Raw genomic sequence first — 23,121 nt, forward strand, 5'->3', positions numbered from 1 at the left:
TCGATCAGTACTGGCGGGAGGACAGGACCTGCTTGGCCTGCTCCTGGGTGAAGGTGGTCTCCTCGGTCACCACGCGGGCCGGCACCTCCTCGCCCTTCACGACCTTCTTGGCCAGGTCCATGAGCTGCGGGCCGAGCAGCGGGGAGCACTCGACGATGAAGTTGATCTTTCCGTCGGCGAGCGCCTGCATGCCGTCCTTGACCGCGTCGACCGTGATGATCTTGATGTCCTTGCCGGGGACCTTGCCCGCGCCCTCGATGGCCTCGATGGCGCCGAGACCCATGTCGTCGTTGTGGGCGTAGAGCACGTCGATGTCGGGGTTGGACTTCAGGAAGGCCTCCATGACCTCCTTGCCCTTGGCGCGGGTGAAGTCGCCGGTCTGCGAGGCGATGATCTTGAACTTGGGATCGGCGCCGATGACCTCCTGGAAGCCGGACTTGCGGTCGTTGGCCGGGGCCGAGCCGGTGGTGCCCTGCAGCTCGACGATGTTCACCGTGTCCTTGCTGTCCTTGTACTCATCGACCAGCCACTGACCGGCCTTCTTGCCCTCCTCCACGAAGTCCGAGCCGAGGAAGGTCTTGTAGAGGGAGGTGTCCTTGGAGTCCACGGCGCGGTCGGTCAGGATGACCGGGATCTTGGCGTTCTTGGCCTCGTTCAGCACCGGGTCCCAGCCGGACTCCACCACCGGCGAGAAGGCGATGACGTCCACCTTCTGCTGGATGTAGGAGCGGATGGCCTTGATCTGGTTCTCCTGCTTCTGCTGGGCGTCGGAGAACTTCAGCGTGATGCCGGCGCTCTTCGCCGACTCCTGGACGGACTTGGTGTTCGCGGTCCGCCAGCCGCTCTCCGCGCCGACCTGGGCGAAGCCCATGGTGATCGTGTCGTCGCCGCCACCGCCGGTGCCGGCGCTGGTGGTGCCGTCGCCGCCGCCGCAGGCCGTCACCGACAGCGCGGTGAGCCCGGCGAGGACCAAGGCCGAGATCCTCTTGAACACTGGGGGGTTCCCTTCTGATGTGAACGCTAACACCCCTGATGGGGCCAGGGACCGCCGTCGTCGCGGACGGCCGCTAGCGACCTTCCGGGGGCCGGGCCGTACTGGCCCTGCGGACGAACGCCGGCGGCACCACGAGCCGCTCGCGCTCCTGGAGGCCGTCCTCCAGTCGCCGTACGAGCACCTCGATGCTGTGTCTGCCGACCGCGTCGAAATCCTGACTGATGGTCGTGAGCGGCGGCGAGAAGTACGCCGACTCGGGGATGTCGTCGAAGCCGACGACACTCACCTGGCCGGGCACGCTCACCCCCTGCTCGGTGAACGCCCGCAGCACTCCGAGCGCCATCTGGTCGTTGGCGACGAAGACCGCGGTCACGTCCGTCATGCGCGCCAGGCTGCGGCCCGCCTCGTATCCCGAGCGCGGGCTCCAGTCCCCGGCGAGCGGTTGCGGGGCCTCGCGGCCCGCCTGCTCCAGCGCGGCCCGCCACCCGGCCACGCGTCCTTCGGCCTCCAACCAGTCCGACGGTCCGCTGACGTGCCAGACCGTCTCGTGACCCAGGGAGAGCAGATGCTCGGTGGCGAGCCTGCCCCCCGCGACCTGGTCCACGCTGACCACGGACACCTCCCCCGCCTGGCCGCCCTCGACGGCGACGGTGGGGATGGCGAGCGGCAGGTCGGCGAGGGCCCGGGCGGCCGAGCGCTGCGGCGCGACCACCACCACCCCGTCCACGCCCTGGTCGGCCAGGTAGTCGAGGGCGTCACGGACGCCCGCGGGATCGATGGACTTGAGGCTGACGATGCTGACGAAGTAGCCGGCCGACCTGGCCGCCTGCTCGATGCCGTACACCGTGCTGGCCGGGCCGTACAGCGTGGTGTCGAAACTCACCACGCCGAGCGTCCGCGACCGCTTGGTCACCAGGGCGCGGGCGACGAGATTACGGCGGTAGCCGAGCTTGTCGATCGCCTGGAGCACCCGGGCGCGGGTCTCGCTGCGCACGTTCGGGTGATCGTTGAGCACGCGGGACACGGTCTGGTGCGACACGCCGGCCTCCCTGGCCACATCGGCCATGACGGGTAAGCGACGCCCCAGGCGGGATCCCACTGCCGTGCTCCTTCCCTGGCTTGGCCCCGACTGTGAACGTTAACAACCGGTCTCGTCAAGAGGTCGCCCGATTACGGTCGGGTTACGCAGGCTCGCTCTTGACGTGCTTGGGGGCGGGTCTTTACGGTGGCGCGGATCGCCGTTGTTAACGCTCACTCGTTGTTAGCGTTAACACGACTTGAGGAGCCCCCCGACTCATGACGCGCATCGCCCTGTCGGCCCTGCTGGTGGCCGCCCTGCTGGCCGCGCCGCCACCGGCGGCGGCGTCGGCGGACCCCGTGGACCCCGTGCCCGACGGCGCGGTCGTCGACCAGTTCGACGGCGACGCCCTCGGACAGGACTGGACCGTCCTGTCCCCCGACGAGTCACGCTGGAGCCTGTCCGGCGGGGCGCTGCACCTGGACACCCTGACCGGTGACACCCACCAGGGCACCAACAACGCGCGCAACCTCTTCCTCCTCGACGTCCCCGACGGCGACTTCGAGGTGGTGACCAGGCTGAGCGCGCCCGTCTCCCTCGACTACCAGAGCGCGGGCCTGCTCGCCTGGCAGGACTGGGACAACTACGTGCGGGCCGGGCTCGCCCACGTCGGCTTCGCCGGCGGGCCGGTGATCGAGACCGCGACCGAGGTGGGGGCCGCCTTCACCTCGGCGTTCGCGGCCCGGCCCGGATCGACGGCCGAGACGCTGAAGCTGGCGCGCAGCGGCGACGAGTTCACCTCCTCGTACTGGGACGGCACGGCCTGGGTGCAGGCGTCCCGCATGACGGCCAGGCTGGAGGTGCGCCGGCTCGGGCTGTTCGGGCTCTCGGCGCAGAACGGCGCCTCCATGCGGGTCGACTTCGACTACCTCGCGATCAAGGCGGCCGAGGGCGGACCCGTGGTGCCGGACGGGCCGTTCACGCTGCGCGCGGCGGCGCTGCCCTACCTGGCGGCCGACCGCTCCGGCGCGATCACGGCCTCGGCCCGGCCGCCGCGGACCGGCCTCGCGCTCACCGCCGTACCGAGCGGGGACGGGGTGCTGCTCAAGGACGTCGCCACCGGCCGGTTCCTGCAGGCCGCCGACCGGGTGAGCCTGGCCGCCACCGGCTCGGTCTTCCGGATCGAGGACGCGGGCGGCGGCAAGGTCACGCTCACCTCCGGCGACCGCGCCGCGGCCGTGACCGGCGGCCGGCTGGTCATGGGGAGCCAGGCGGCGAAGTTCCGCGTCGAGGGCTACACGACCGGCACGCTCACCGCCGACACCAGGGCCGCGGGCACGAAGGTCTCCCCCAACCTCTACGGCGTCTTCTACGAGGACATCAACCACGCGGCCGACGGCGGGCTCTACGCCGAGCTGGTGCAGAACCGCTCGTTCGAGTTCAACTCCACCGACGAGCCCTCCTACACCGGGCTGACCGCGTGGAGCAAGGCCGAGCGCGGCGCCACCGCCGCCCTGACCGTCTCCGGCGAGCAGCCGCTCAACCCGAACAACCGCAACCACCTGCGGCTGGAGGTGACCGGCGGCGGCACCGCCGGCGTCGCCAACGCGGGCTTCAACCGCGGCCTGCCGCTCAAGGCCGGCGAGCGCTACGACCTGTCGCTGTGGGCGCGGCGCGACTCGGCCGCCACGCTGACGGTGACCGCCGAGGCCGGCACGGCGGTGCTCGGCAAGGCCGCGGTGCGGGTCAAGGCGGGGGGCTGGGCGAAGTACCGGGCCTCGTTCACCGCCTCGGCGACCACCGACGCCGGCCGCCTGGTGATCCAGGCGCCCGAGGGGCGGACCGACCTCGACATGGTCTCGCTGTTCCCGCGCGAGACGTACAAGGGGCACGGCATGCGGGCCGACCTGGCGAAACTCATCGCCGAGCTGAAGCCGCGGTTCCTGCGCTTCCCCGGCGGCTGCGTGACCAACGTCGGCACCTACGACCCGTACGCGCTGAACCAGGACCGGCGGCGGATCTACCAGTGGAAGGAGACGATCGGCCCGGTCGAGGAGCGGCCTGCGAACTTCAACTTCTGGGGCTACAACCAGTCGTACGGCATCGGCTACCACGAGTACTTCCAGTTCGCCGAGGACATCGGGGCCGAGGCGCTGCCGGTGCTGTCGGTGGGCGTCAACGGCTGCGGCGAGAACCGGCCGCTCACCGACGAGGCCAAGCTGGCCCGCTGGGTGCAGGACACGCTGGACCTCATCGAGTACGCCAACGGCCCGGTCACCTCGACCTGGGGCAGGAAGCGCGCCGAGATGGGGCACCCGAAACCGTTCGGGCTGGAGTACATCGGGCTCGGCAACGAGGAGATCTATCCGGAGTTCTTCACGAACTATCCGAAGTTCGCCGACGCCATCCGGGCGAAGTACCCCAAGATCAAGATCATCAGCAACTCCGGGCAGACCTCCCAGGGTGCCTGGTTCGACCGGATGTGGCAGTTCGCCCGCGACCAGAAGGCCGACCTCGTGGACGAGCACTACTACAACAACCCCGACTGGTTCCTCGCCAACAACCACCGCTACAACACCTATGACCGCAACGGGCCCAAGGTGTTCGTCGGCGAGTACGCCTCGCGCGGCAACGCCTTCTCCAACGCCCTCGCCGAGGCGTCGTTCCTGACCGGCATCGAGCGCAACTCCGACGTGATCGAGCTGGCCTCGTACGCGCCGCTGCTGGCCAACGTCGACTACGTGGACTGGACGCCGGACCTCATCTGGTTCGACAACGACCAGGCGTACGGCTCCCCCAGCTACCACGTGCAGCGATTGTTCTCCCGCCACGTCGGCGACCGGGTGCTGCCGAGCTCCTTCACCGGCGAGGCCAGGCCGGTCGAGGACATCAGGGGCGCGGTCGGGCTCGGCTCCTGGCGCACCCAGGTCCGCTACGACGACGTCAAGGTGACCGCCGCCGACGGGAGCGTCCTGCTCGCGGAGGACTTCTCGGCGGGCGCGCCCGGCTGGACGCCGGGGGCCGGCACCTGGACGGCAGGGGACGGCGCGTACACGCAGAGCGCCCTGGTCGAGGACGCCCGCTCCACCGCCGGCTCGGCCGGCTGGTCGAACTACACGGTCGAGGTGACCGCCCGCAAGACCGGCGGCGACGAGGGCTTCCTGGTGATGTTCGGCGTGCGGGACACCGGAAACTTCTACTGGTGGAACGTGGGCGGCTGGAACAACACCCAGACGGCGATCGAGAAGGCCGTCGACGGCGGCAAGTCGGCGCTCGTCACCTCGGCCGACACCGTGGAGACCGGCCGCGACCACCGCCTCAAGGTGCAGGTGGACGGGCGGCGGATCACGACCTGGCTGGACGGGCGCAAGGTGCACGACTTCGTGGACAGCGCCCGGGTCGAGCCGCTCTACCAGGTGGTGTCCAGGGACGGCGACCGGGTGACGCTCAAGGTCGTCAACGCCCAGGACAGCGCGGTGCGCGCGGCGGTGGACCTCGGCGGCGCCAGGTTCCGGCCGTCCGCCGTGGTCACCTCGCTCACCGGGTCGCCGTCCGACGTCAACACGCTCGCCGAGCCCGAGCGCGTCGCGGCCGAGGAGTGGCGGGAGAACGACCTGTCCGCCTCCTTCGGCTACGACTTCCCCGCCCACTCGGTGACGTTCATCGAGCTCAGGGAGCGATGACCACGCGGTAGTGGGTGGTGATCCTGCCCTCGTCGTCGAGCACGTGGAAGGCGAGCGACGGGGGCAGGACGTAGTCGAGACAGGTCTCCCACGTGGTGCCGCCCTCCCAGGGCAGCGTCAGGGTGGAGACCACGCCGGGCGCGACGAGGAGCGGCCGGCCGGCGAACGTGGTCGCGGCGGCCGTGTGCGCGTGGCCGACCAGGACGGCCGCCACGTTGGGATGGCCGACCAGCTCCGCAAGGCGCGGGCTGGGGCGCAGCATGATGTCGTCCAGCAGCGGCGCGTGCAGCGGCACCGGCGGGTGGTGGAAGGCCACGAACACCGGGCGGTCGCTGTCCGCCAGCACGCCCTCCAGCCAGTCCAGGGTCTCCTCCTCCAGGTGGCCGGGGTGCTCGCGGGGGATGGAGGAGTCGCACATCGCGTAGATCGCGCGCGAGGTGCGCAGGACCTGGTTGACCGGGCCGGGGCCCGGATCGGAATCGCCGAGCAGGACGCGGCGGAACTCCTCGCGCACGTCGTGGTTGCCGGGCCCGATCAGCACGGGATGGCGGGAGGCGAGCAGCTTGCGGGCCTGCTCGTACTCGTCGGCGGTGCCGTGGTCGGCGATGTCGCCGGTCACCAGCACGGCGTCGAGGTCGGCGGGCAGCGCGTCGAGGTGACGCATGACGGCCCGCGCGCGTCCGGCGCTCTCGGGGGTGGCGCCGATGTGCACGTCGCTCAGATGCGCGATCACGATCATGCACTCCACCGTACGCCTGATAGAACCCGCTTCTCGTGGGTAGTGGAGTGCCCTCGCATTCGATGAAGGAGTTCGAGATGGGCTGGAGCTACCGTAAGTCGATCAAGGTGGGCCCCTTACGGCTGAACCTGTCCCGCGGCGGGGTCGGCCACAGCTGGGGCAACCGGCTGTTCCGGGTGACGCGGAGAGCCGATGGGCGTCGTACGCTGTCGGTCAATCTGCCCGGCGGATTTCACTGGCGCAAGACCACCGACGGTCGCTGACCGTTCGCCATAGGACGGACCGGAGGGCTCCCCTCCGGTCCGTTCCCTTGCGTCACGGCCAGCCCGGCCGGGGCGAGGATCAGGAGGCAGGGTGAGCGATCGGGTCATGGAGGTGCTGCGGCGGCTGCGGGCCGGGCGGGAGGCGTTCGCGCCGGGCCCGGCGCTGCCCGTCGTGGACCAGGTCGTGGCGACGGTCCTGTCCCAGGCGACCTCGGACGTCAACTCCGGCCGTGCCTTCGCCCGGCTCAAGGGCAGGTTCCCCTCGTGGGAGCAGGTGGCGGACGCGCCGCCGGAGGAGATCGCCGACGCCATCCGCTGCGGCGGCATCGCCGAGCGCAAGGCCCGCCGCATCCAGGAGATCCTGGCGGCGATCGAGGACCGCGAGGGCGCGATCACCCTGGACCGGCTGGACGGGCTCGACGACGAGGCGGCGGAGAAGTACCTGACCTCGCTGCCGGGCGTCGGCCCGAAGACCGCGGCCTGCGTGCTGATGTTCTCCATGGGGCGGGCGGCGTTCCCCGTGGACACGCACGTGCACCGCGTGACCACCCGGCTCGGCTGGATCCCGCCGGGCACCTCCGCCACGGAGGCGCACCGGCTCCTGCGGCCCATGGTGCCGCCGGAGGTCCGGCACGAGCTGCACCTCGCGCTGATCAGGCACGGGCGGACGGTCTGTCAGGCACGCCGGCCCCGGTGCGAGGAGTGCGTGCTGCGCGAGGTGTGCGCGTACGGCCAGAGCACGCTCAGTCGAAGAAGCGCGCCACGTTAAGCGGGGGAAAGGGTGGAGCTATGGGGATTCGAACCCCAGACCTCCTCCATGCCATGGAGGCGCGCTACCAACTGCGCTATAGCCCCTTGCGATCACCAAGTGTATAGGACTTCCGGAGCGCCCGCGCCCCGGAAAGTCTCAGCCGCAGGTGGTGTGCATGGTCAGGGTGGCCTCGTCGAGCGTGAGCGCGACCTGGACCAGGCCCAGCTCGCCGGTGCGGGCGACGTGGGTGCCGCCGCACGGGATGGCCGCCTCGCCCTCGGGCAGCTCGCAGCGCCAGGTGCGGCGGGCGGTCAGCTCGGGGCCGGGGACGTCGATCCGGACGGGGGCGTCGGCGGCGACCCAGGTCTTGAGCCGCTCGTTCACCTCGCCGGCGACCTCATCGGGGTCGAGCCCTTCGGCGGAGAAGCCCTTCTTCCGCAGCGACTTGCCGAGGCGGTAGACGTCGACGCTGCCGCGCTCGACGATGCGGGACGAGGTGATCGCGGCCTGGTCGAAGTCGGGGTGGCCGAGCCGGTCGAGCGGCGCCTCCTTGCGCCAGCGGCCGGCGAGTGCGGCGTTGAGCGCGAGCGCGGCGAGGTGGCAGGCGGTGTGGCCGGCCGAGAGCGCCGCGCGGTAGGAGGCGTCCACCTCCAGCTCCACCTCGGCTCCCGGAGGGGGCGGCGCCTCGCCGGTCACGTGGACGACGAGCCACCGCCAGCCCTCCTCCCCCCGCCGCGCCGGGATGTCCGCCCCCAGGAAGGTCTCGCCGGTCGCCGACTGGGCCCCTGTCACGCAGTCGAGTACCGGCGTCCCGCCGACCGTGCCGCGGTCGGCGGGCTGGTCGGGCCAGGTGTGGTCGAGGGGGTGGAAGGGCGTCTCGGCGACGACGAGGCCGTGCCGGTCCCCCACCGGCACGACCCCGACGAGCTCGGAGCGGCCCGAGATCCGGCCGCTGGGGAAGGTGACGAGAGTCGAGTTCACCCGTCCATCATCCCAGCGCCCGCTCGTCCTCCAGGTGCCGCTCGCGGCCGGCGTACAGGCCGGAGGCGAGCTGGACGGCCAGCACCACGAAGATCAGCGTGTACGGCAGCGCCCAGCCCCCTGACGCCTCCCGCAGCACGCCGACCAGCAGCGGTCCGCCGCCGGCGATGAGGTAGCCGGCGCTCTGCCCGAAGGCCGACAGCGCGGCGGTCACCTCCGGCGTACGGGTGCGCAGCCCCAGCATCACCAGCGCCAGCGGGAACGACCCCATGCCGACGGCGATCAGCGTCACCCAGAGCGGCGCCCACGAGACCGGCCCCGCCCAGAGCCCGCCGAAGCCGGCCACGTAGAAGACGACGAGCCCGACCACCACCGGCCGCTGGTCGCGGAACCGCGCGGCGATCATGGGCACGGCGACCGAGACCGGGATGTTCAGCGCGGTGAACACGCCGAGGAGCAGCCCGGCCTGGGAGGTGCTGTAGCCGGCGTCGGTGAGGATGGTGGCGAGCCAGCCGAACATGATGTACGCGATCATCGACTGGGTGCCGAAGTAGATCGCGATCATCCAGGCCAGCCGGCTGCCCAGCATCCGCCGGATCCCGGTCTCCCTGCCTGCCGTGTCCCGCTCCGGCTCACTGCGCAGCAGCGCAAGCCACGGAATGGCGGCCACGGCGGCCAGGGCGGCCCACACGCCGAGCGCGACGTGCCAGTTCCCCGACGCGCGCTCGATCGGCACGGTCGCGGCGGCGGCCAGCATCGTGCCAGCCGCCAGGGCCGTGGTGTAGACGGTGGTCATGATCCCGGTGCGCGCCGGGAAGTGCCGCTTGATCAGCGTCGGGATCAGCACGTTGCCCACGGCGCCGCCGGACAGCGCGACGGCGCTGCTCAGCAGGAACACGGGGGCCGAGCCGACCAGCGACCTGACCAGCATCCCCACGCCCAGCGTGACGAGTGCCAGCAGGAGCAGCCGGTGCTCGCCGACCCGCCGGGCGAGCGACGGGGTGACGGCGCCGACGCCGGCGAAGGCCAGCACCGGGAGGGTGGTGAGCAGGCCGGTGCCGACGCTCGTCATGCCGAGCGCCCCGGCGAGCTGGTCGAGGAGCGGGCCTACGCTGGTGACGGCGGTCCGCAGGTTGAGTGCGGCGAGGACGATCCCCAGCACGAGGAGCCAGGCGAGGGGGGTGGTCCTGCCTCTTGGCTCTGACGCCAGAACGCTCATGCCGGGAAAATCCTCCACTCATCAAGTCATGGGACGAATCACCACCTTAACAGGACCGAAATGTGCCTTATTCCCCCGTGCTACTGACCCCCGGACAGACGACAGCGGCCGCCACATGGGCGGCCGCCGTTCGGGTCGGGGGTGTCTTACAGGACCGGTCGGGGACCCTGCGGGGGCTCGTCACGCGGAGGGAAGGCGCCAGGGGCCGGCAGCGTCGTGTCGCCGCCCGGCATGGACGGGTCGGTGCCGCCGATCGTGCCGGGCGGCACCTGCTGCGCGCCGCCGTACGTGGAGCCCTGCTCGTGCGTACGCGGCGCGGCGCCGTCGTGCTGGTGCGGGCCGGGCACGTCGCCGCGCCAGCCGCCCGTCTCCGAGCCACGCGACTCGATGAACTGCTTGAACCGCTTGAGGTCGCCGTTGACCCGCATGCGGACCAGCTGCAGCCAGTCGCCGGCGGTCTCGACGAAGCCCTCGGGGTCGTACTCCATCTGGAGCGTGACCCGCGTGTGGCCGTCGTCGATGCGGTGGAAGGTCACGACGCCCGCCTGGTTCGGCTTGTCGACGCTGCGCCAGGCGACCCGCTCGTCCGGGTGCTGCTCGGTGATGTCGGCGTCGAACTCGCGCCGGACCCCGGCGATCTCCGCCACCCAGTGCGTACGGGTGTCGGTCACCTGTTTGACCGACTCCACCCCTTCCATGAACTCGGGGAAGCTCTCGAACTGCGTCCATTGGTTGTAGGCCACCCGGATGGGGACCTCGACGTCTACGGAGTGCTCGATCGTGCTCATGGGTTCAGCCACTTCCCGGCCGGGCCGGACGTTAACGCCTCAACGCCTTTGCCGGCGCAGCCAGTAGAGCCCGGCGAGCGGCAGCACGAGCGGGATGAAGAGATAACCCTTGCCGTAGACGGACCACACGGTCTCGTCGGGGAAGGCCGCCGGGTCGAGGACGCTGGCCGTGCCGATGATCAGCACGCCGGCCAGCTCGACCAGGAGCGCGGCCAGCGCGAGCCGCCGCGCGCCGCGCCAGAGCGCGACCGTGAGCAGGACGTAGACGGCCGCCGCGAACGCCGACAGGCTGTAGGCGAGCGGCGCCTCCCCGAACCTGGTGGCGATCTGCACCGCCGCCCGCGCGCCCGCGGCCAGCGAGAACAGCCCGTAGACGGCGATCAGCGCCCGCCCAGGCCCGCTGCCGATGGAGCTCATGCCACGCCCTGCCAGATCTGCCCGAGCCGGGCGTTCATGACCGCGATCGCGAACCCGGCCACGACCAGGATCGCGGTCCCCCACCGGGAGCGCTCGGCCAGCGCCAGGAACACCGCCGCGGGCGGGATCACGACCTCGCCGATGAGGTAGCCCCACAGCGTGGCCGGCTCGGGCGACTCCGCTCCCCCGGCCAGCGCCGCGATCACGAAGCCGACCTGCACCAGCACGGCGACCTCCAGCACGCCGAAGCCGATCAGCAGGACCATGCCCATGGGCCGGTCGCGGATCGCGGTGATGAGGCTCGCCAGCATGAGCAGCAGCGCGACCGTGATGACGATCGCGGAGACGGTGGTGTTCATCGGGGGTAAGGCTATCGCCCGGGGGCGGCGCCCCTCATCGCGGCAGCTCGCGCTCGATGCCGTCGAGCAGCCAGCGCAGGCCCCGCTCGAAGTTGTCGTCGGCGCCGGGGACGCCCCGCTCCAGCATGGGCGCCAGGTGCGGCAGCTCGCCGCCGTCCACCAGCTCCCTGACGTACGGCTCGGCGAGGGCGGCCCGCTCGGCGTCGCTGACGCCCTCGCGCCGGGGCGCGGTGCGCTCCCGCGCCTCGCGGACCATGTAGCCGGTCATGTAGTCGGTGCAGGCGGCGAGGAAGCGCCAGGCGGCGGGCGGCTCGACGCCGAGCCGGGCGAGGACGGCGAGCTTGCGCTCGACGTGCCGCAGCGCGTTGGGCCCCGCGGGCAGGCCCTGCGCGACCAGGTCCATCCGCCAGGGGTGGCGGCGGACGAGGTCGCGTTCGCGGCGGGCGATGGCGAGCAGCGCCTCGCGCCAGTCGTCCGGGGCGGGGCCGTCGGCGCCCAGCTCGGCGGCGACCTCGTCGAGCATGAGCGCGAGCAGGTCCTCCTTGCGCTCGATGTAGGAGTAGAGCGTCATCGCCCGCGCCCCCAGCTCGGTCGCCACCCGCCTGATGGAGACGGCGGCGAGGCCCTCGGCGTCGGCGATCGCGATGGCGGCGGCCACGATCGCCTCCCTGGTCAGAGCCGGGCGGCGGGGCGGCGCGGGACGCGACCAGACAGAGCTCACAACCCCGATCCTAAGCCAGGCGATACGCTGTACGAGTGATGATACGTTGTACGCCATGCGATACAGCGTACGAACCCCCTTCGTGACGACCGCCCTGGTGGTCTTCCTGGGCGGCGTCATGACGATGCTGGACTCGACGGTGGTCAACGTGGCGCTCACCACGCTCGCCCACGACTTCCGCACCACCCCCGCCACCATGCAGCAGGCGGTCACCGGCTACCTGCTGGCCATGTCGATGACCGTCCCGGTGACCGGCTGGGCCGTCGGCCGCTTCGGCTCGCGGCGCGTCTGGCTGGTCTCGCTCGTGCTGTTCGCCGGCGGCTCCGCGCTCTGCGCCGCGGCCTGGTCGGCCGGCAGCCTGGTCGCCTTCCGCGCCGTCCAGGGGCTCGGCGGCGGCCTGCTCATGCCCGTGGGCCAGGCGATGCTGGCGCAGGCGGCCGGCAAGGAGCGCATGGGCCGCGCCATGGCGCTGATCACGGTGCCGTCCATGCTGGCGCCGGTGCTCGGGCCGCCGCTCGGCGGCCTCGTCGTCGAAGGGCCCGGCTGGCGGTGGCTGTTCCTGGTCAACCTGCCGATCAGCGCGGTGGCGCTGATCGCGGCGGCGCTGCTGCTGCCGCGCGAGCCGGATCCGGCCGCCGCGCCCCGGCAGCCGCTCGACGTGCTCGGCCTGGCGCTGCTCTCCCCCGGGCTGGCCGCGCTGATCCACGGCCTGTCGGAGGTCGGCGGCGGAGCCTCGTTCGCGCATCCCGCGCTGTGGATCGGGCTCGCGCTGGTCGCGGCGTTCACGGTGCGGGCGCTGCGGGTGCCGGGCGCGCTGGTGGACCTGCGGCTGCTCGGCGACCGTACGTTCGCCGCCGCGGTGGTGGCGCTCGCCTGCTACTCGGCGGCGATGCTCGGCTTCACCGTGCTCGTGCCGCTGCACAGCCAGCTCGCCGGGGGCGGCGGCCCGCTGGAGGCCGGGCTGCTGCTGGCCCCCCTCGGGATCGGGGCGGCGCTCACGCTGCCGATCGCGGGCAGGCTCACCGACAGCCGGGGCGCGCGCGGCGTCGCGGCGACCGGCGTGGCCGCCGTGGTGGCGGGGATCGCGGCGTTCGCGGCGTTCCCCGGGCCGGTGCCCATCCTCGTGGCCGGGCTGGGGCACGGGCTGGTGTCGACGTCGGTGGTCGCGGCGGCGTACGCCACGCTGGAGCGCGCCGCCATCCCGGCGGCGACCACGCTCAGCACGATCGCGCTCCGCCTCGCCTCCTCCTTCGGCGTCGCGGTGCTCGCGGTGCTGCTGCAACTGCTCACCGCGGCGGGCGCGGCCCGGCCCTTCGCCTACGCCTTCGGCTGCGCCGCCGCGCTGGCCGCGCTCTCGCTGGTGCCGATCGTGCTCATAGGATCGAAGACGTGGAGAAGATCCTCGTCAGCGCCTGCCTGATGGGCCGCAAGGTCCGCTACGACGGCGGTGCCAAGACCAGCTCGGCCGCGGTGCTCGCCGATTGGCGGGCGGAGGGCCGGCTGGTGTCGTTCTGTCCCGAGGTGGCGGGCGGGCTGCCGGTGCCGCGCCCGGCCGCCGAGATCGAGGGGGGCGCGGGCGGCGCCGCGGTGCTGGCGGGCACGGCCCGGGTCCTCACGTCCGGCGGCGACGACGTGACGGAGGCGTTCCTCGCGGGCGCGCGGGCGGCGCTGGAGGCGGCCCGGTCGGCGGGCGCCCGGATGGCGGTGCTCAAGGAGGGCAGCCCGTCGTGCGGCGCGCTCGCCGTCTACGACGGCTCCTTCGCGGGCCGCAGGACGCCCGGGCAAGGGGTCACCACGGCGCTGCTGGAGCGGCACGGCATCCGCGTGTTCGGCGAGGACCGCCTCGCCGAGGCGGCCGGCTACCTGCGCACCCTGGAGACGTAGAAGGCCGCGCCGAGGCCGGCGGCGAGCAGGGCCGCGACCGTGCCGTGATACGCCACGAGCAGCGTGCCCGCCTGCACCCCCGGCACGAGCGCCGTCGCGAGCACGCCGAGCAGCACGCCGCCCAGCGCGGCCGCGTGCGTGTAGATCAGCCCGTCCCACGCCCACGGCCGGGGCCTCAGCGCGCCGTACGCGCCGACCAGCATCGCGGCGCAGCACAGTGCCTCCGTGACCACGGCGGGCGGCACCGGGGGCCGGCGCAGCGGGCCGGGACCCGCCCCGGCGTGCAGCAGCGCCGCCACCAGGAAGATCAGCGCGTACAGCAGGGAGAGCCGGCCCAGGGCCCTGCGGATCGTGTCCATGGCACCACGCTCCCACCGCGGGGCGCGGCCGGCCATCGTCCCGGAGGAGGCCGCCCGCGTACGTCCGGCGCGGTAGCCCCGCGAGGAAACTTTCTCCGCCTCCCGGGAGTCCTAGAAGTGGGGGCTCGGAAAATTCCATTCCGAAACGGGGAAAGGGACTTGGCGATGCCAGTCGACCTGAACAACGCACAACCCCTGGCCTGGGACTCGGCCACGCTCGACGCGGACACCAAGGCGATGCTCGACAACCTCCAGCCGAACATTCTGCGCGCTCACGTACGCGAGCACCTGTCCGTCCTGTTCGTCCGGTTCAACGACGCGGCCGAAGGCAGGGCGTTCCTGCGGCACGTGGCCACCACGTGGATGAAGTCCGCGCGCCGGCACCTGGAGGAGGTGCGCGACTTCGCGGGCCGGGGGCGGCGCGGCACCCCGTACGTCGGGATCGGCATCAGCAAGGCCGGCTACCGCGACCTCGGCCACTCGGTCGAGGAGGTGCGCGCCTTCGGCGACCGGGCGTTCCGCGACGGCATGAAGCGGCGCGTCGCCGAGGTCGAGGACCCGCCGGTCGAGCAGTGGGAGCGCGCCTACCAGCGCGAGATCCACGCCGTCGTGCTCATCGGCGACGACCGGCCCGGACCGGTGGCGACGCTGCGGGACGAGATCATCGGCGCGCTGCCGGCCAGCGCCCGGCTGCTCGGCGAGGAGATCGGCCGGGGCATGCGCAACCCGGCCGGCGACGGCATCGAGCACTTCGGCTACGTGGACGGCCGCAGCCAGCCGCTGTTCCTCAAGGACGAGGTGGACCGCGAGCCGCGCAAGCGCTGGGACCCGGCCTTCCCGCTGGCCAACGTGCTGGTGCCGGACCCCTTCTCGCCCGACCCGCGCCGCCACCACGGCAGCTACCTGGTCTTCAGGAAGCTGGAGCAGAACGTACGCGCCTTCAAGGAGATCGAGGAGCGGCTCGCCGACGACCTCGGGCTGAAGGGCGGCGACCGGCACCGGGCGGGCGCCATGCTCGTCGGCCGGTTCAAGGACGGCACGCCGCTGACCGGCAGGGCCAAGGCCGGCGGCGGCCCGGTGGCCAACGACTTCACCTTCGAGGGCGACGACGGCAGCAAGTGCCCCTTCAGCGGCCACATCAGGAAGACCAACCCGCGCTCGTTCGGCCGCGAGGTGCTCATGGCCAGGCGCGGGCAGACCTACGGGCGGCGCGGCGACCAGCCGTGGGACGACGCGCCCCCGGCGACGCGGCCGAGCGGCGAGGTCGGGCTGCTGTTCATGGCGTTCAACAGCAGCCTGGTCGACCAGTTCGAGTTCACCCAGCGGACCTGGGCGGGCAATCCCGACTTCGAGAACCCGGCGACCGGCCACGACCCGGTCATCGGGCAGGGCGAGCGGGCGATCAAGGTGACGTTCCCGAAGGTCTGGGGCAAGCCCGAGCAGTCGCCGCCGCAGGCCCAGGTGCCGCAGACGGTCACGATGAAGGGCGGGGAATACTTCTTCGCGCCGTCGCTGGCCTATCTGCGCGGCCTGTGACCCCGTGAGAGCGCCCGGCGTGCATCGAAGGATGTACGCCGGGTTCGCTCCGGCGTAGGAGGCGGGGGCGGGCCCCGGCCGCGATGATCGTGTCATGACGATCGGCCTGATGCTCACCCTCGCCGCCTTCGCACTGGTGGACAGCACCAGCTTCGGGACGCTGGTCATCCCCCTCTACCTGCTGCTGGCCGGCGAGCGGTCCAGGGTGTCGGGGCAGCTCGTCTACCTGGGCACGATCGCGGTCTTCTACTTCCTGGTCGGGGTCGCGCTCATGCTGGGCCTGTCCGCGGTCATGGACGGCCTCGGCGAGGCCCTGCACAGCGAGGTCGCGTACGGGGTGCAGCTCGCGCTCGGCGTGGGCCTGTTCGCGCTGAGCTTCAGGTTCGACCCGAAGTACCGCGCCAAGCGCGGCCTGCCCGAGCGCCGCTTCGAGCCGCGCGTCGGCGGGCCCCGCACGATGGTGCTGCTCGGGCTGACGGCCGGGGCGGTCGAGGTGGCCACGATGGTCCCCTACCTGGCGGCGGTCGGCGTCATGACCACCTCCGGCCTGCCGGCCGCGCAGTGGCTGCCGCTGCTGGCCGGGTACGTCCTCGTCATGATCACGCCGCCGCTCGCCCTCATGGGCCTGCGCGCCGTCACAGGGGCCCGGCTGGAATCCCGGCTGGAGCGGCTGCGGGACTGGCTGGCCAGGCACTCGGCGTCGATGGTGAGCTGGGCGATCGGCATCATCGGCTTCCTGCTCGCCCGCGACGCGGCGGTCCAGCTGTTCTTCGCCCCGGAGTGACCACTCCCGCCCGGTGAGCATCGCGTCCGCGCGTTTAGGATCGACCTCCGGGGAGGCGATCAAAACGATGTTGCGCACGTTCTTCCGGACCGAGGCGGGCAGCACCAGCGCGCTGCTCGTCGCCACCGTCCTCGCGCTGATCTGGGCCAACTCCCCCTGGACTGACACCTACGAGGCGTTCTGGCACACCCCGATGGGGCTGTCGTTCGGGACGGCCGAGTTCTCGCTCGACCTGCGCCACTGGGTCAACGACGGGCTGATGACGCTGTTCTTCTTCGTCATCGGCCTGGAGATCTCGTACGAGGTCCGGCTCGGACAGCTGCGCGACCGGCGGCTGATCGCGGTGCCGGCGTTGGCGGCGCTGGGCGGCATGCTCGTGCCCGCGGGCATCTACCTGCTGCTCAACGCGGGCGGCCCCGGCGCGGCCGGTTGGGGCGTGCCGATCGCCACCGACACGGCCTTCGTGCTCGGCGTGCTGGCCGTCGTCGGCGCGCGGTGCCCCGATCCGCTGCGGGCGTTCCTGCTGACGCTGGCGATCGTGGACGACGTGCTCGCCATCCTCATCATCGCGCTGTTCTACACGAGCGAGCTGTCGGTGCCCGCCCTGCTCACCGCGGCGGTGCTGCTGGCGGCCATCGTGACGCTGCGCCGGCTGAGGATCTGGCGGGCGCCGGCGTACATCGTGCTGGGGTTCGGGCTGTGGCTGGCCACACTGGAGAGCGGCATCCACCCCACGCTGGTCGGCATCGCGCTCGGCGTGCTCGTCTTCGTCTACGCCCCCTCCGACCAGAAGCTGCTCCTCGCCGGCGAGGCCGTCCACGAGTTCACGAACGAGCCGAGCGCCCGCGCCGCCAGGGAGGCCACCCTGCGGGTCCGGCACGCCGTCTCCGTCAACGAGCGGCTGCAACTGCGCCTGCACCCGTGGAGCAGCTACGTGATCGTGCCGGTGTTCGCGCTGGCCAACGCGGGGGTGCGGCTGGACGGCGAGACCCTGCGGGCGGCGCTCACCTCGCCCGTGTCGTGGGGGGTCGTGGCGGGCCTGCTGCTCGGCAAGTTCGCCGGCATCGCGCTCGGCACGTGGCTGCCGCTCCGCCTCAAGTGGGGCATCCTGCCCGGCAACCTGGTGTGGGGGCAGTTGTTCGGCGGGGCCGCGGTGTCCGGCATCGGGTTCACGGTGGCGCTGTTCATCGTGGACCTGGCCTTCGACGACCCGGCCATCCGCGCCGAGGCCAAGATCGGCATCCTGGCCGGCTCGCTGCTGGCCGCCGCGATGGGCTGGGTGATCTTCCGGATGGCGTGGGACCGCGGCGGGGTCTGCGCCCCGCCCGAGGCCGAGCCCGACGAGGAGCTGCCCGAACTGCTGTCGGTGCCCGTCGGGCCGCGCGACCACATCCGCGGCCGGGCCGACGCCCCGATCACCATCGTCCAGTACGGCGACTTCGAATGCCCCTACTGCGGCCGCCTCCACCCCGTGCTGACGCGGCTGCTCAGGGACAACCCCGACGTACGCCTGGTCTTCCGGCACTTCCCGCTGCGGACCATCCACCCGCGCGCCGCCTCGGCCGCGATCGTCGCCGAGGCGGCGGGCGACCGGGGCCGCTTCTGGGAGATGCACGACGTCCTCTACGACAACCAGCGTTCACTCAGCGACGCCGACCTGGAGCGCCACGCCGCCCGGCTCGGCGTCGAGCCGTGGGAGGACGTGCCGCGGCACGCCTCCAGGATCGCCCTCGACGAGGCTTCCGGCCGCGAGAGCGGCGTCCGCGGCACCCCCACCCTCTTCCTCAACGGCGTCCGCTACCAGGGGCCGCTCGACGAGGACGCGATCGGCCGGGCGATAGCCGAGCTACGCCCGTCGCCGCAGCCTTCCTGACAGGTCCCCCGATCCCCGCAGGAGTCCTCCCTTGACAGACACCGGTTCGCTCATGGTCATCAGCCTCGTCAGCGCGTTGCTGAACGGCATTCTCCTGCTCGTCGGCCTCGTCCTCATGGCGATGCGCCGGCGCGAGCAGGGGCGCGGCGCCGTGCTCGGGATCGCCGGCTGCGTCGTCCTCCTCGTCGGCGCGGGCTTCGCCGTGGCGCAGAGCTTCCTGCAGAGGGAGCTGGTCGGCCTGCTGGGCCTGGCCGCGGGGCTGTCCGTGTCGGTCGCCATCAGCTCGATCATCCATCTCGTCGGCCTCGGCCTGCTGATCGGCGGGGTGGTCGCGCGGCGGACCACGCCCGCGCCCGCCCCTTCGCCTGGACCGCAGGGGTGGCAGCAGCCGCCCGCGGGCTGGGAGCAGCAGGGCTGGAACCAGCCGGCGCCTCAGCCCCAGCCGTACCCCCAGCAGCCGCAGGGCCAGCAGCCCTACCCCCAGCAACCGCAAGCGCAGCCGTATCCGCAGCAGCCGCAGGGCCAGCAGCCCTACCCGCAGCAGCCTCCGCAGCCCGGCGGCCAGCACCCGCCGCAGCCGCCTTACGGCCAGGGCCCGTACGGCTGACCGCCGCCCGTCCCCTCACTCGCCCCGCAGGTACCGCTCCCAGGTGAGCTCCCCTGTCGGCCGGGCCTGGGTGACGAGATGACCGGCGCGGAAGGCCCTGCCGAGCGCGCCGGGGATCGGCATCCGCAGCACCGGCCGGCGCAGCCCGCGCGCCCGCAGCCAGCTCTCGGCGGCCCCGTCCATGGTCAGCACCTCGGGCCCGCCGAACTCCTCGGTCCCCTGCCGGGGCCCGGCCTCGATGAGCCCCGTCAGCCGCCGGGCCACGTCCCTGACGTCCACCGGCTGCGCAGGGATGCCGGGATCGGCCACCAGCGCCCCGAACCGGGCCATGCCGCGCAGCCCCAGCTCCACGAACTCGTGGAACTGCGTGGCCCGCAGCACCGTCCACGGCACCCCGCTGTCACGTACCAGCCCTTCGGCCTGGACCTTGAGCCGGTAGTAGCCCAGCGGCACCCGGTCGGCGCCGACGATCGACATGTAGACCAGGTGCCGTACGCCGGCCGCCCGCGCCGCCGCGAGCAGCGCCCCCGTGCCGTCCAGTTCGAGACGCCGGGTGTAACGCCCCCGGTACGCCGCCGAGGCCAGGTGCACGACCACGTCGGCCCCCTCCACCGCCTCCTCCAGGCCGCGCCCGGTGGTCAGGTCCGCGCCGAACCACCGTACGCCGCCCGCCTCGGAGGCGCGCGGCGACCGGCTGGTCGCCCGCGTCTCGTACCCCTCCTTCGTCAGGGTCTCCAGCGCCGCGCGGCCGAGCCGGCCGCTGCCTCCAGTCACCAGCACACGTGTCATGCGATCTGGACGGGGCAGCAGGCGAAAGTGTGACAATGTCGGCGGAAAGCCTGACACTCCCCACCCAGCGCGTTCGAGGGGCCCATGACTGCGCACCAGCCCGGCCGCCAGGAGCCGGACCCCGACCAGACCATCCGGCACCGCCTCCCCCACCCCGAGTCGCCCCCGCCCCGGCGGGAGCCCCAGGACCCGCCCGCCACCCAGCGGCTGGACTACACCCCTGACATGCTGCCCGACGTCCAGCTCTACGAGGCCAAGCCGCCGCGCGCCGGCTGGTGGTGGGTGGTCGTGGTGGGCGGGCTGGTGCTGCTGCTCGGCGCGCTGGCGGTGGCCGGGATCCTGTGGATGCGCGGCACGCAGTCCTCGGCGGCCGGGCCGCCGGGCACGGCGGTCACTTCCTCGTGAAGTCCATGATCCAGTTCGTCTCCCAGTCGTCGGTGCCCGCCTCGGCGAACGCCTGCTCCCAGCGGGCGGTGTCCTGGTCGATCCGCGTCCAGACGAACCGGGCGCGGACCGGCCGGCCGTCCACGGTCTCGTCGCCGTAGAAGACTCCCCGGTCGCCGTCGAACGCGCCCACCATGGGCCGGGTGTCGAGCTCTCCGCGGGCGCTGCTGGCCCAGTAGATGGACCACTGGCGGGTGCCGGGGTTGTAGACGCGCACGGTCAGGCCGTTCCAGCCCTTGGTGGGGAAGGTGATCTCGTCGAAGCTGGCGGCGCCGGCGAAGTGCCGGGTGGCGACCGAGTGGCCGGGGAACTCGTCCCATTCGTCGCTGCCGGACAGGGGCTTGACGAGCCGGCGGTTGACGACGTTCCAGTGGCCGGCGAAAAAGTCGAAATCGTTCATGCGGGGGACCGTACGCCGGGGTCACTGACAGGTAATGTCAGCGACCATGCGTGCCTCCCGCCTGGTGTCGATCCTGCTGCTCCTGCAGACCCGGGGCCGGCTGACCGCACGCGAGCTGGCCGAGCGGCTGGAGGTCTCGGTCCGTACGATCTACCGCGACGTCGAGTCGCTGCACGCCGCCGGCATCCCCCTGTACGGCGACGCCGGCCCGAACGGCGGCTACCAGCTGCTCGACGGCTACCGCACCCGGCTCACCGGGCTGACCGCGGACGAGGCCGAGTCGCTGTTCCTCGCGGGGCTGCCCGGTCCCGCGGCGGAGCTGGGCCTCGGCGCGGTGGTGACGGCGGCCCAGCTCAAGCTCATGGCCGCGCTGCCGGTCGAGCTGCGCGACCGGGCCGGGCGGCTCCAGGAGCGCTTCCACCTGGACGCGCCCACGTGGTACCGCGAACGGGAACCCCTGGCCCATTTGCCGGCCGTGGCCGACGCCGTGTGGAACGAGCGGCGGATCCTGGTCGTCTACCGGCGGTGGAAGGAGCCGCAGGAGGTGGAGCGGCTGCTGGACCCGTACGGGCTGGTGGTCAAGGCGGGCCGGTGGTATCTCGTGGCGGGGACGGACGGGGACGTGCGGACCTACCGCGTCTCGCAGATCCTCGGCCTGCGCACACTGGACGAGGGTTTCACCCGGCCGCGCGGGTTCGACCTGGCGGCGCACTGGGCGGCCTATCTGGAGGCGTTCGAGGCCCGGCTGCGGCGGGGCGAGGCGGTGGTGCGGCTGTCGCCGCGCGGGCTGGAGCGGCTGCCCGACCTGATGACGCCGGGCATGGTGGAGGCGGCGCGGCGCACCGCCGGGGCGCCGGACGCGGAGGGGTGGACGCGGGTCACGGTGCCGATCGAGTCGGTCGAGCACGCGCTGGCCGAGTTCCTGCGCCTGGGGGTGGACGCGGAGGTGCTGGCTCCGGCCGAGCTGCGGGAGCGGATCGGCGCGACCGCCGCGGCTCTGGCCGAGCGTTACGCGGCAGGGGAAACTTTCACGCCGGAGCCCGCCTAGTTTCCGCCGGCTCGCAGCTCAGGAGGGCGGGTCCGGCCCCGGTGGACCTGGCCTGTTGCGAGGGTGAAAGTTTCTCAACACACTCGCAATGTTTCAGGCCATCGAGAGGAGCCCGGATGAAACTGACAACGCGGTTGGCCAGCGCCGCGGTCGCCGCGATGGCGCTCGTCGTCGCGATGCTGATCTCGGCGCCCCCGGCCGCCTCGGCCCAGCTCACCGAGGTGACCGGCTTCGGCACGAACCCCACCAACCTTCGCATGCATCTCTACGTGCCCGACGGCGTCGGCACCCGCCCGGCGCTGCTCGTGGCCGTCCACTACTGCACAGGCTCCGGCCCGGCCTTCTACTCGGGCACCGAGTTCGCCTCGCTCGCCGACCAGTACAAGTTCATCGTCGTCTACCCCTCGGCGACGCGCAGCGGGTCCTGCTTCGACGTCTCCTCGCCGCAGGCGCTGCGGCACGACGGCGGCAGCGACCCGGTCGGCATCGTCTCCATGGTCAGGTACGTGCAGCAGCGCTACAACGCCGATCCGGCCCGCACGTACGTCACCGGCGCCTCCTCCGGCGGCATGATGACGAACGTGCTGCTGGGCGCGTACCCGGACGTGTTCAAGGCGGGAGCGGCGTTCATGGGCGTTCCGTTCGGCTGCTTCGCCACCACCGACGGGTCGAGCTGGAACAGCACCTGCGCCAACGGCCAGCTCATCAAGACCCCGCAGCAGTGGGGGGACCTGGTGCGCGCCGCCTACCCCGGCTACACCGGGGCGCGCCCCCGCATGCAGGTGTGGCACGGCACCGAGGACACCACCCTGCGCTACCCGAACTTCGCCGAGGAGATCAAGCAGTGGACCAACGTCCACGGCCTGAGCCAGACCCCGTCCATGACCGACCAGCCCCGCTCCGGCTGGACCAGGACCCGCTACGGCGGCACCGGCACCACCGTCGCGGTCGAGGGCATCAGCCTCCAGGGCGTCGGGCACAGCCTGCCGCAGGGCGGGATGGCCGCCATGGTGCTGGCCTTCCTCGGCCTGGACACCCCCGGCGGCGGCCCGTCCCAGACGCCGACCGCGACCCCGACCGTCACCCCGACCGTCACCCCGAGCGGCGCCTGCAAGGTCGCGTACGCCATGAACACCTGGAACAACGGCTTCACGGCCGCCGTGACGATCACCAACACCGGGACCACGCAGCTCTCGTCCTGGTCGCTGGCCTTCACGCTGCCCGCCGGGCAGACGGTCACCGGCGCGTGGAACGCCACCGTCTCCCCCGCCTCGGGCGCGGTGACGGCCAGGAACGTGAGCTACAACGGCACCCTGGCGCCCGGCGCGTCCACCCAGTTCGGCTTCCAGGCCACCCACAACGGCAACACCGCGGCCCCCTCGTCCTTCACCCTGAACGGCGCCGCCTGCACCACCTGACCCACACACGGAAAACGGCGGCGTCCGTGAGGACGCCGCCGTTTCT

General features: G+C 72.4%; 24 protein-coding genes and 1 tRNA gene. 12 read left to right on the top strand and 13 right to left on the bottom strand.

Annotation, left to right across the window (positions count from 1 at the left end):
• Positions 1-4: 4 nt before the first annotated feature.
• Entirely contained in the window at positions 5-994 is a 990-nt protein-coding gene (locus BMW85_RS44660; RefSeq protein ID WP_091093698.1) for an ABC transporter substrate-binding protein, read from the bottom strand.
• 73 nt (positions 995-1,067) lie between these two features.
• The gene (locus BMW85_RS44665) at positions 1,068-2,060 is read right to left on the bottom strand and encodes a LacI family DNA-binding transcriptional regulator (protein WP_091093699.1); all 993 of its coding nucleotides are present in this window, start codon (positions 2,058-2,060) and stop codon (positions 1,068-1,070) included.
• Between the two features lie 230 nt (positions 2,061-2,290).
• On the opposite strand from BMW85_RS44665, the gene BMW85_RS44675 reads away from it, so the two are divergent.
• The gene (locus tag BMW85_RS44675) at positions 2,291-5,695 is read left to right on the top strand and encodes an alpha-L-arabinofuranosidase family protein (RefSeq protein ID WP_177241205.1); all 3,405 of its coding nucleotides are present in this window, start codon (positions 2,291-2,293) and stop codon (positions 5,693-5,695) included.
• Here BMW85_RS44675 and BMW85_RS44680 read toward each other — a convergent pair.
• Positions 5,682-6,434: a metallophosphoesterase gene (locus tag BMW85_RS44680; RefSeq protein WP_091093702.1), complete on the bottom strand. Its 753-nt coding sequence runs from the start codon at positions 6,432-6,434 to the stop codon at positions 5,682-5,684. The genes BMW85_RS44675 and BMW85_RS44680 overlap by 14 nt on opposite strands.
• Before the next feature lie 62 nt (positions 6,435-6,496).
• Between BMW85_RS44680 and BMW85_RS44685 the strand changes: the two genes are divergently transcribed.
• Both BMW85_RS44685 and BMW85_RS44690 read left to right on the top strand, forming a co-directional pair.
• Complete coding sequence (locus tag BMW85_RS44685) at positions 6,497-6,697, top strand: DUF4236 domain-containing protein (protein ID WP_245775457.1); 201 nt, start codon at positions 6,497-6,499, stop codon at positions 6,695-6,697.
• A gap of 91 nt (positions 6,698-6,788) precedes the next feature.
• Positions 6,789-7,466 carry an endonuclease III domain-containing protein gene (locus BMW85_RS44690; RefSeq protein ID WP_091093704.1) on the top strand — a complete coding sequence of 226 codons (678 nt, stop codon included), beginning with the start codon at positions 6,789-6,791 and terminating at the stop codon, positions 7,464-7,466.
• 13 nt (positions 7,467-7,479) lie between these two features.
• On the opposite strand, the gene BMW85_RS44695 is transcribed toward BMW85_RS44690, so the two are convergent.
• The 7 genes from BMW85_RS44695 to BMW85_RS44725 form a co-directional block, all read right to left on the bottom strand.
• A tRNA-Ala gene (locus BMW85_RS44695) sits at positions 7,480-7,552 on the bottom strand.
• A 52-nt stretch (positions 7,553-7,604) separates the two neighbouring features.
• Positions 7,605-8,429, bottom strand: a complete 825-nt coding sequence (locus tag BMW85_RS44700) for an alanyl-tRNA editing protein (RefSeq protein WP_091093705.1) — start codon at positions 8,427-8,429, stop codon at positions 7,605-7,607.
• Positions 8,430-8,436: 7 nt separating this feature from the next.
• Positions 8,437-9,648 (bottom strand): CynX/NimT family MFS transporter, encoded by a 1,212-nt coding sequence (locus tag BMW85_RS44705; protein WP_177241206.1) that lies wholly within the window; start codon positions 9,646-9,648, stop codon positions 8,437-8,439.
• Positions 9,649-9,794: 146 nt separating this feature from the next.
• Positions 9,795-10,436 carry an SRPBCC family protein gene (locus BMW85_RS44710; protein WP_091093708.1) on the bottom strand — a complete coding sequence of 214 codons (642 nt, stop codon included), beginning with the start codon at positions 10,434-10,436 and terminating at the stop codon, positions 9,795-9,797.
• A 39-nt stretch (positions 10,437-10,475) separates the two neighbouring features.
• Entirely contained in the window at positions 10,476-10,853 is a 378-nt protein-coding gene (locus BMW85_RS44715; protein WP_091093711.1) for a hypothetical protein, read from the bottom strand.
• Positions 10,850-11,212: a hypothetical protein gene (locus BMW85_RS44720; protein ID WP_091093712.1), complete on the bottom strand. Its 363-nt coding sequence runs from the start codon at positions 11,210-11,212 to the stop codon at positions 10,850-10,852. Before BMW85_RS44720 ends, BMW85_RS44715 begins: the two co-directional genes overlap by 4 nt.
• 34 nt (positions 11,213-11,246) lie before the next feature.
• Positions 11,247-11,933 (bottom strand): TetR/AcrR family transcriptional regulator, encoded by a 687-nt coding sequence (locus BMW85_RS44725; protein ID WP_177241207.1) that lies wholly within the window; start codon positions 11,931-11,933, stop codon positions 11,247-11,249.
• Between the two features lie 55 nt (positions 11,934-11,988).
• Here BMW85_RS44725 and BMW85_RS44730 point away from each other — a divergent pair, with 55 nt between their 5' ends.
• Together BMW85_RS44730 and BMW85_RS44735 are read left to right on the top strand one after the other, a co-directional pair.
• Entirely contained in the window at positions 11,989-13,353 is a 1,365-nt protein-coding gene (locus BMW85_RS44730) for a DHA2 family efflux MFS transporter permease subunit (RefSeq protein WP_218156215.1), read from the top strand.
• Positions 13,323-13,817: a 2-thiouracil desulfurase family protein gene (locus tag BMW85_RS44735; RefSeq protein WP_091093715.1), complete on the top strand. Its 495-nt coding sequence runs from the start codon at positions 13,323-13,325 to the stop codon at positions 13,815-13,817. The genes BMW85_RS44730 and BMW85_RS44735 overlap by 31 nt, the downstream gene beginning before the upstream one ends.
• Here BMW85_RS44735 and BMW85_RS44740 read toward each other — a convergent pair.
• Positions 13,793-14,176, bottom strand: coding sequence for a hypothetical protein (locus tag BMW85_RS44740; RefSeq protein ID WP_091093717.1), 384 nt, complete (start codon positions 14,174-14,176; stop codon positions 13,793-13,795). The genes BMW85_RS44735 and BMW85_RS44740 overlap by 25 nt on opposite strands.
• 165 nt (positions 14,177-14,341) lie before the next feature.
• Here BMW85_RS44740 and BMW85_RS44745 point away from each other — a divergent pair, with 165 nt between their 5' ends.
• The 4 genes from BMW85_RS44745 to BMW85_RS52245 all read left to right on the top strand — a co-directional run bounded on the left by BMW85_RS44745 (position 14,342) and on the right by BMW85_RS52245 (position 18,976).
• The gene (locus BMW85_RS44745) at positions 14,342-15,712 is read left to right on the top strand and encodes a Dyp-type peroxidase (protein ID WP_091093718.1); all 1,371 of its coding nucleotides are present in this window, start codon (positions 14,342-14,344) and stop codon (positions 15,710-15,712) included.
• 94 nt (positions 15,713-15,806) lie between these two features.
• Complete coding sequence (locus BMW85_RS44750) at positions 15,807-16,496, top strand: GAP family protein (RefSeq protein ID WP_091093720.1); 690 nt, start codon at positions 15,807-15,809, stop codon at positions 16,494-16,496.
• Between the two features lie 67 nt (positions 16,497-16,563).
• A complete protein-coding gene (gene nhaA, locus BMW85_RS44755; RefSeq protein WP_091093722.1) occupies positions 16,564-18,369 on the top strand; it encodes a Na+/H+ antiporter NhaA in 1,806 nt (601 codons plus the stop codon).
• 31 nt (positions 18,370-18,400) lie between these two features.
• Positions 18,401-18,976 carry a hypothetical protein gene (locus tag BMW85_RS52245; protein ID WP_143082619.1) on the top strand — a complete coding sequence of 192 codons (576 nt, stop codon included), beginning with the start codon at positions 18,401-18,403 and terminating at the stop codon, positions 18,974-18,976.
• Positions 18,977-18,991: 15 nt separating this feature from the next.
• Here BMW85_RS52245 and BMW85_RS44765 read toward each other — a convergent pair whose 3' ends face one another.
• Positions 18,992-19,756, bottom strand: a complete 765-nt coding sequence (locus BMW85_RS44765; RefSeq protein ID WP_218156216.1) for an SDR family oxidoreductase — start codon at positions 19,754-19,756, stop codon at positions 18,992-18,994.
• A 93-nt stretch (positions 19,757-19,849) separates the two neighbouring features.
• Here BMW85_RS44765 and BMW85_RS44770 point away from each other — a divergent pair, with 93 nt between their 5' ends.
• On the top strand, positions 19,850-20,170 hold the full coding sequence (locus BMW85_RS44770) for a hypothetical protein (RefSeq protein WP_091093726.1): 321 nt from the start codon (positions 19,850-19,852) through the stop codon (positions 20,168-20,170).
• On the opposite strand, the gene BMW85_RS44775 is transcribed toward BMW85_RS44770, so the two are convergent.
• Positions 20,157-20,609: a hypothetical protein gene (locus BMW85_RS44775; RefSeq protein ID WP_091093728.1), complete on the bottom strand. Its 453-nt coding sequence runs from the start codon at positions 20,607-20,609 to the stop codon at positions 20,157-20,159. The two genes, BMW85_RS44770 and BMW85_RS44775, sit on opposite strands and share 14 nt — an antisense overlap.
• Positions 20,610-20,655: 46 nt before the next feature.
• On the opposite strand from BMW85_RS44775, the gene BMW85_RS44780 reads away from it, so the two are divergent.
• Both BMW85_RS44780 and BMW85_RS44785 read left to right on the top strand, forming a co-directional pair.
• Entirely contained in the window at positions 20,656-21,657 is a 1,002-nt protein-coding gene (locus BMW85_RS44780) for a helix-turn-helix transcriptional regulator (RefSeq protein ID WP_091093783.1), read from the top strand.
• A gap of 116 nt (positions 21,658-21,773) precedes the next feature.
• Positions 21,774-23,075, top strand: a complete 1,302-nt coding sequence (locus tag BMW85_RS44785; protein WP_091093730.1) for an extracellular catalytic domain type 1 short-chain-length polyhydroxyalkanoate depolymerase — start codon at positions 21,774-21,776, stop codon at positions 23,073-23,075.
• Positions 23,076-23,121 lie beyond the last annotated feature (46 nt).

It is taken from the genome of Nonomuraea wenchangensis (assembly GCF_900111685.1).
GTDB lineage: Bacteria > Actinomycetota > Actinomycetes > Streptosporangiales > Streptosporangiaceae > Nonomuraea > Nonomuraea wenchangensis.

What these genes read in the sequence shown, in the direction of transcription:
- BMW85_RS44740 (WP_091093717.1), bottom strand. Translation starts at nt 14,176, where the DNA reads ATGGACACGATCCGCAGGGCCCTGGGCCGGCTCTCCCTGCTGTACGCG.
- BMW85_RS44775 (WP_091093728.1), bottom strand. Translation starts at nt 20,609, where the DNA reads ATGAACGATTTCGACTTTTTCGCCGGCCACTGGAACGTCGTCAACCGC.
- BMW85_RS44685 (WP_245775457.1), top strand. Translation starts at nt 6,497, where the DNA reads ATGAAGGAGTTCGAGATGGGCTGGAGCTACCGTAAGTCGATCAAGGTG.
- nhaA (WP_091093722.1), top strand. Translation starts at nt 16,564, where the DNA reads ATGTTGCGCACGTTCTTCCGGACCGAGGCGGGCAGCACCAGCGCGCTG.
- BMW85_RS44730 (WP_218156215.1), top strand. Translation starts at nt 11,989, where the DNA reads ATGCGATACAGCGTACGAACCCCCTTCGTGACGACCGCCCTGGTGGTC.
- BMW85_RS44665 (WP_091093699.1), bottom strand. Translation starts at nt 2,060, where the DNA reads ATGGCCGATGTGGCCAGGGAGGCCGGCGTGTCGCACCAGACCGTGTCC.
- BMW85_RS44745 (WP_091093718.1), top strand. Translation starts at nt 14,342, where the DNA reads ATGCCAGTCGACCTGAACAACGCACAACCCCTGGCCTGGGACTCGGCC.
- BMW85_RS44720 (WP_091093712.1), bottom strand. Translation starts at nt 11,212, where the DNA reads ATGAACACCACCGTCTCCGCGATCGTCATCACGGTCGCGCTGCTGCTC.
- BMW85_RS44780 (WP_091093783.1), top strand. Translation starts at nt 20,656, where the DNA reads ATGCGTGCCTCCCGCCTGGTGTCGATCCTGCTGCTCCTGCAGACCCGG.
- BMW85_RS44710 (WP_091093708.1), bottom strand. Translation starts at nt 10,436, where the DNA reads ATGAGCACGATCGAGCACTCCGTAGACGTCGAGGTCCCCATCCGGGTG.
- BMW85_RS44675 (WP_177241205.1), top strand. Translation starts at nt 2,291, where the DNA reads ATGACGCGCATCGCCCTGTCGGCCCTGCTGGTGGCCGCCCTGCTGGCC.
- BMW85_RS44770 (WP_091093726.1), top strand. Translation starts at nt 19,850, where the DNA reads ATGACTGCGCACCAGCCCGGCCGCCAGGAGCCGGACCCCGACCAGACC.
- BMW85_RS44750 (WP_091093720.1), top strand. Translation starts at nt 15,807, where the DNA reads ATGACGATCGGCCTGATGCTCACCCTCGCCGCCTTCGCACTGGTGGAC.
- BMW85_RS44785 (WP_091093730.1), top strand. Translation starts at nt 21,774, where the DNA reads ATGAAACTGACAACGCGGTTGGCCAGCGCCGCGGTCGCCGCGATGGCG.
- BMW85_RS44705 (WP_177241206.1), bottom strand. Translation starts at nt 9,648, where the DNA reads ATGAGCGTTCTGGCGTCAGAGCCAAGAGGCAGGACCACCCCCCTCGCC.
- BMW85_RS44715 (WP_091093711.1), bottom strand. Translation starts at nt 10,853, where the DNA reads ATGAGCTCCATCGGCAGCGGGCCTGGGCGGGCGCTGATCGCCGTCTAC.
- BMW85_RS44680 (WP_091093702.1), bottom strand. Translation starts at nt 6,434, where the DNA reads ATGATCGTGATCGCGCATCTGAGCGACGTGCACATCGGCGCCACCCCC.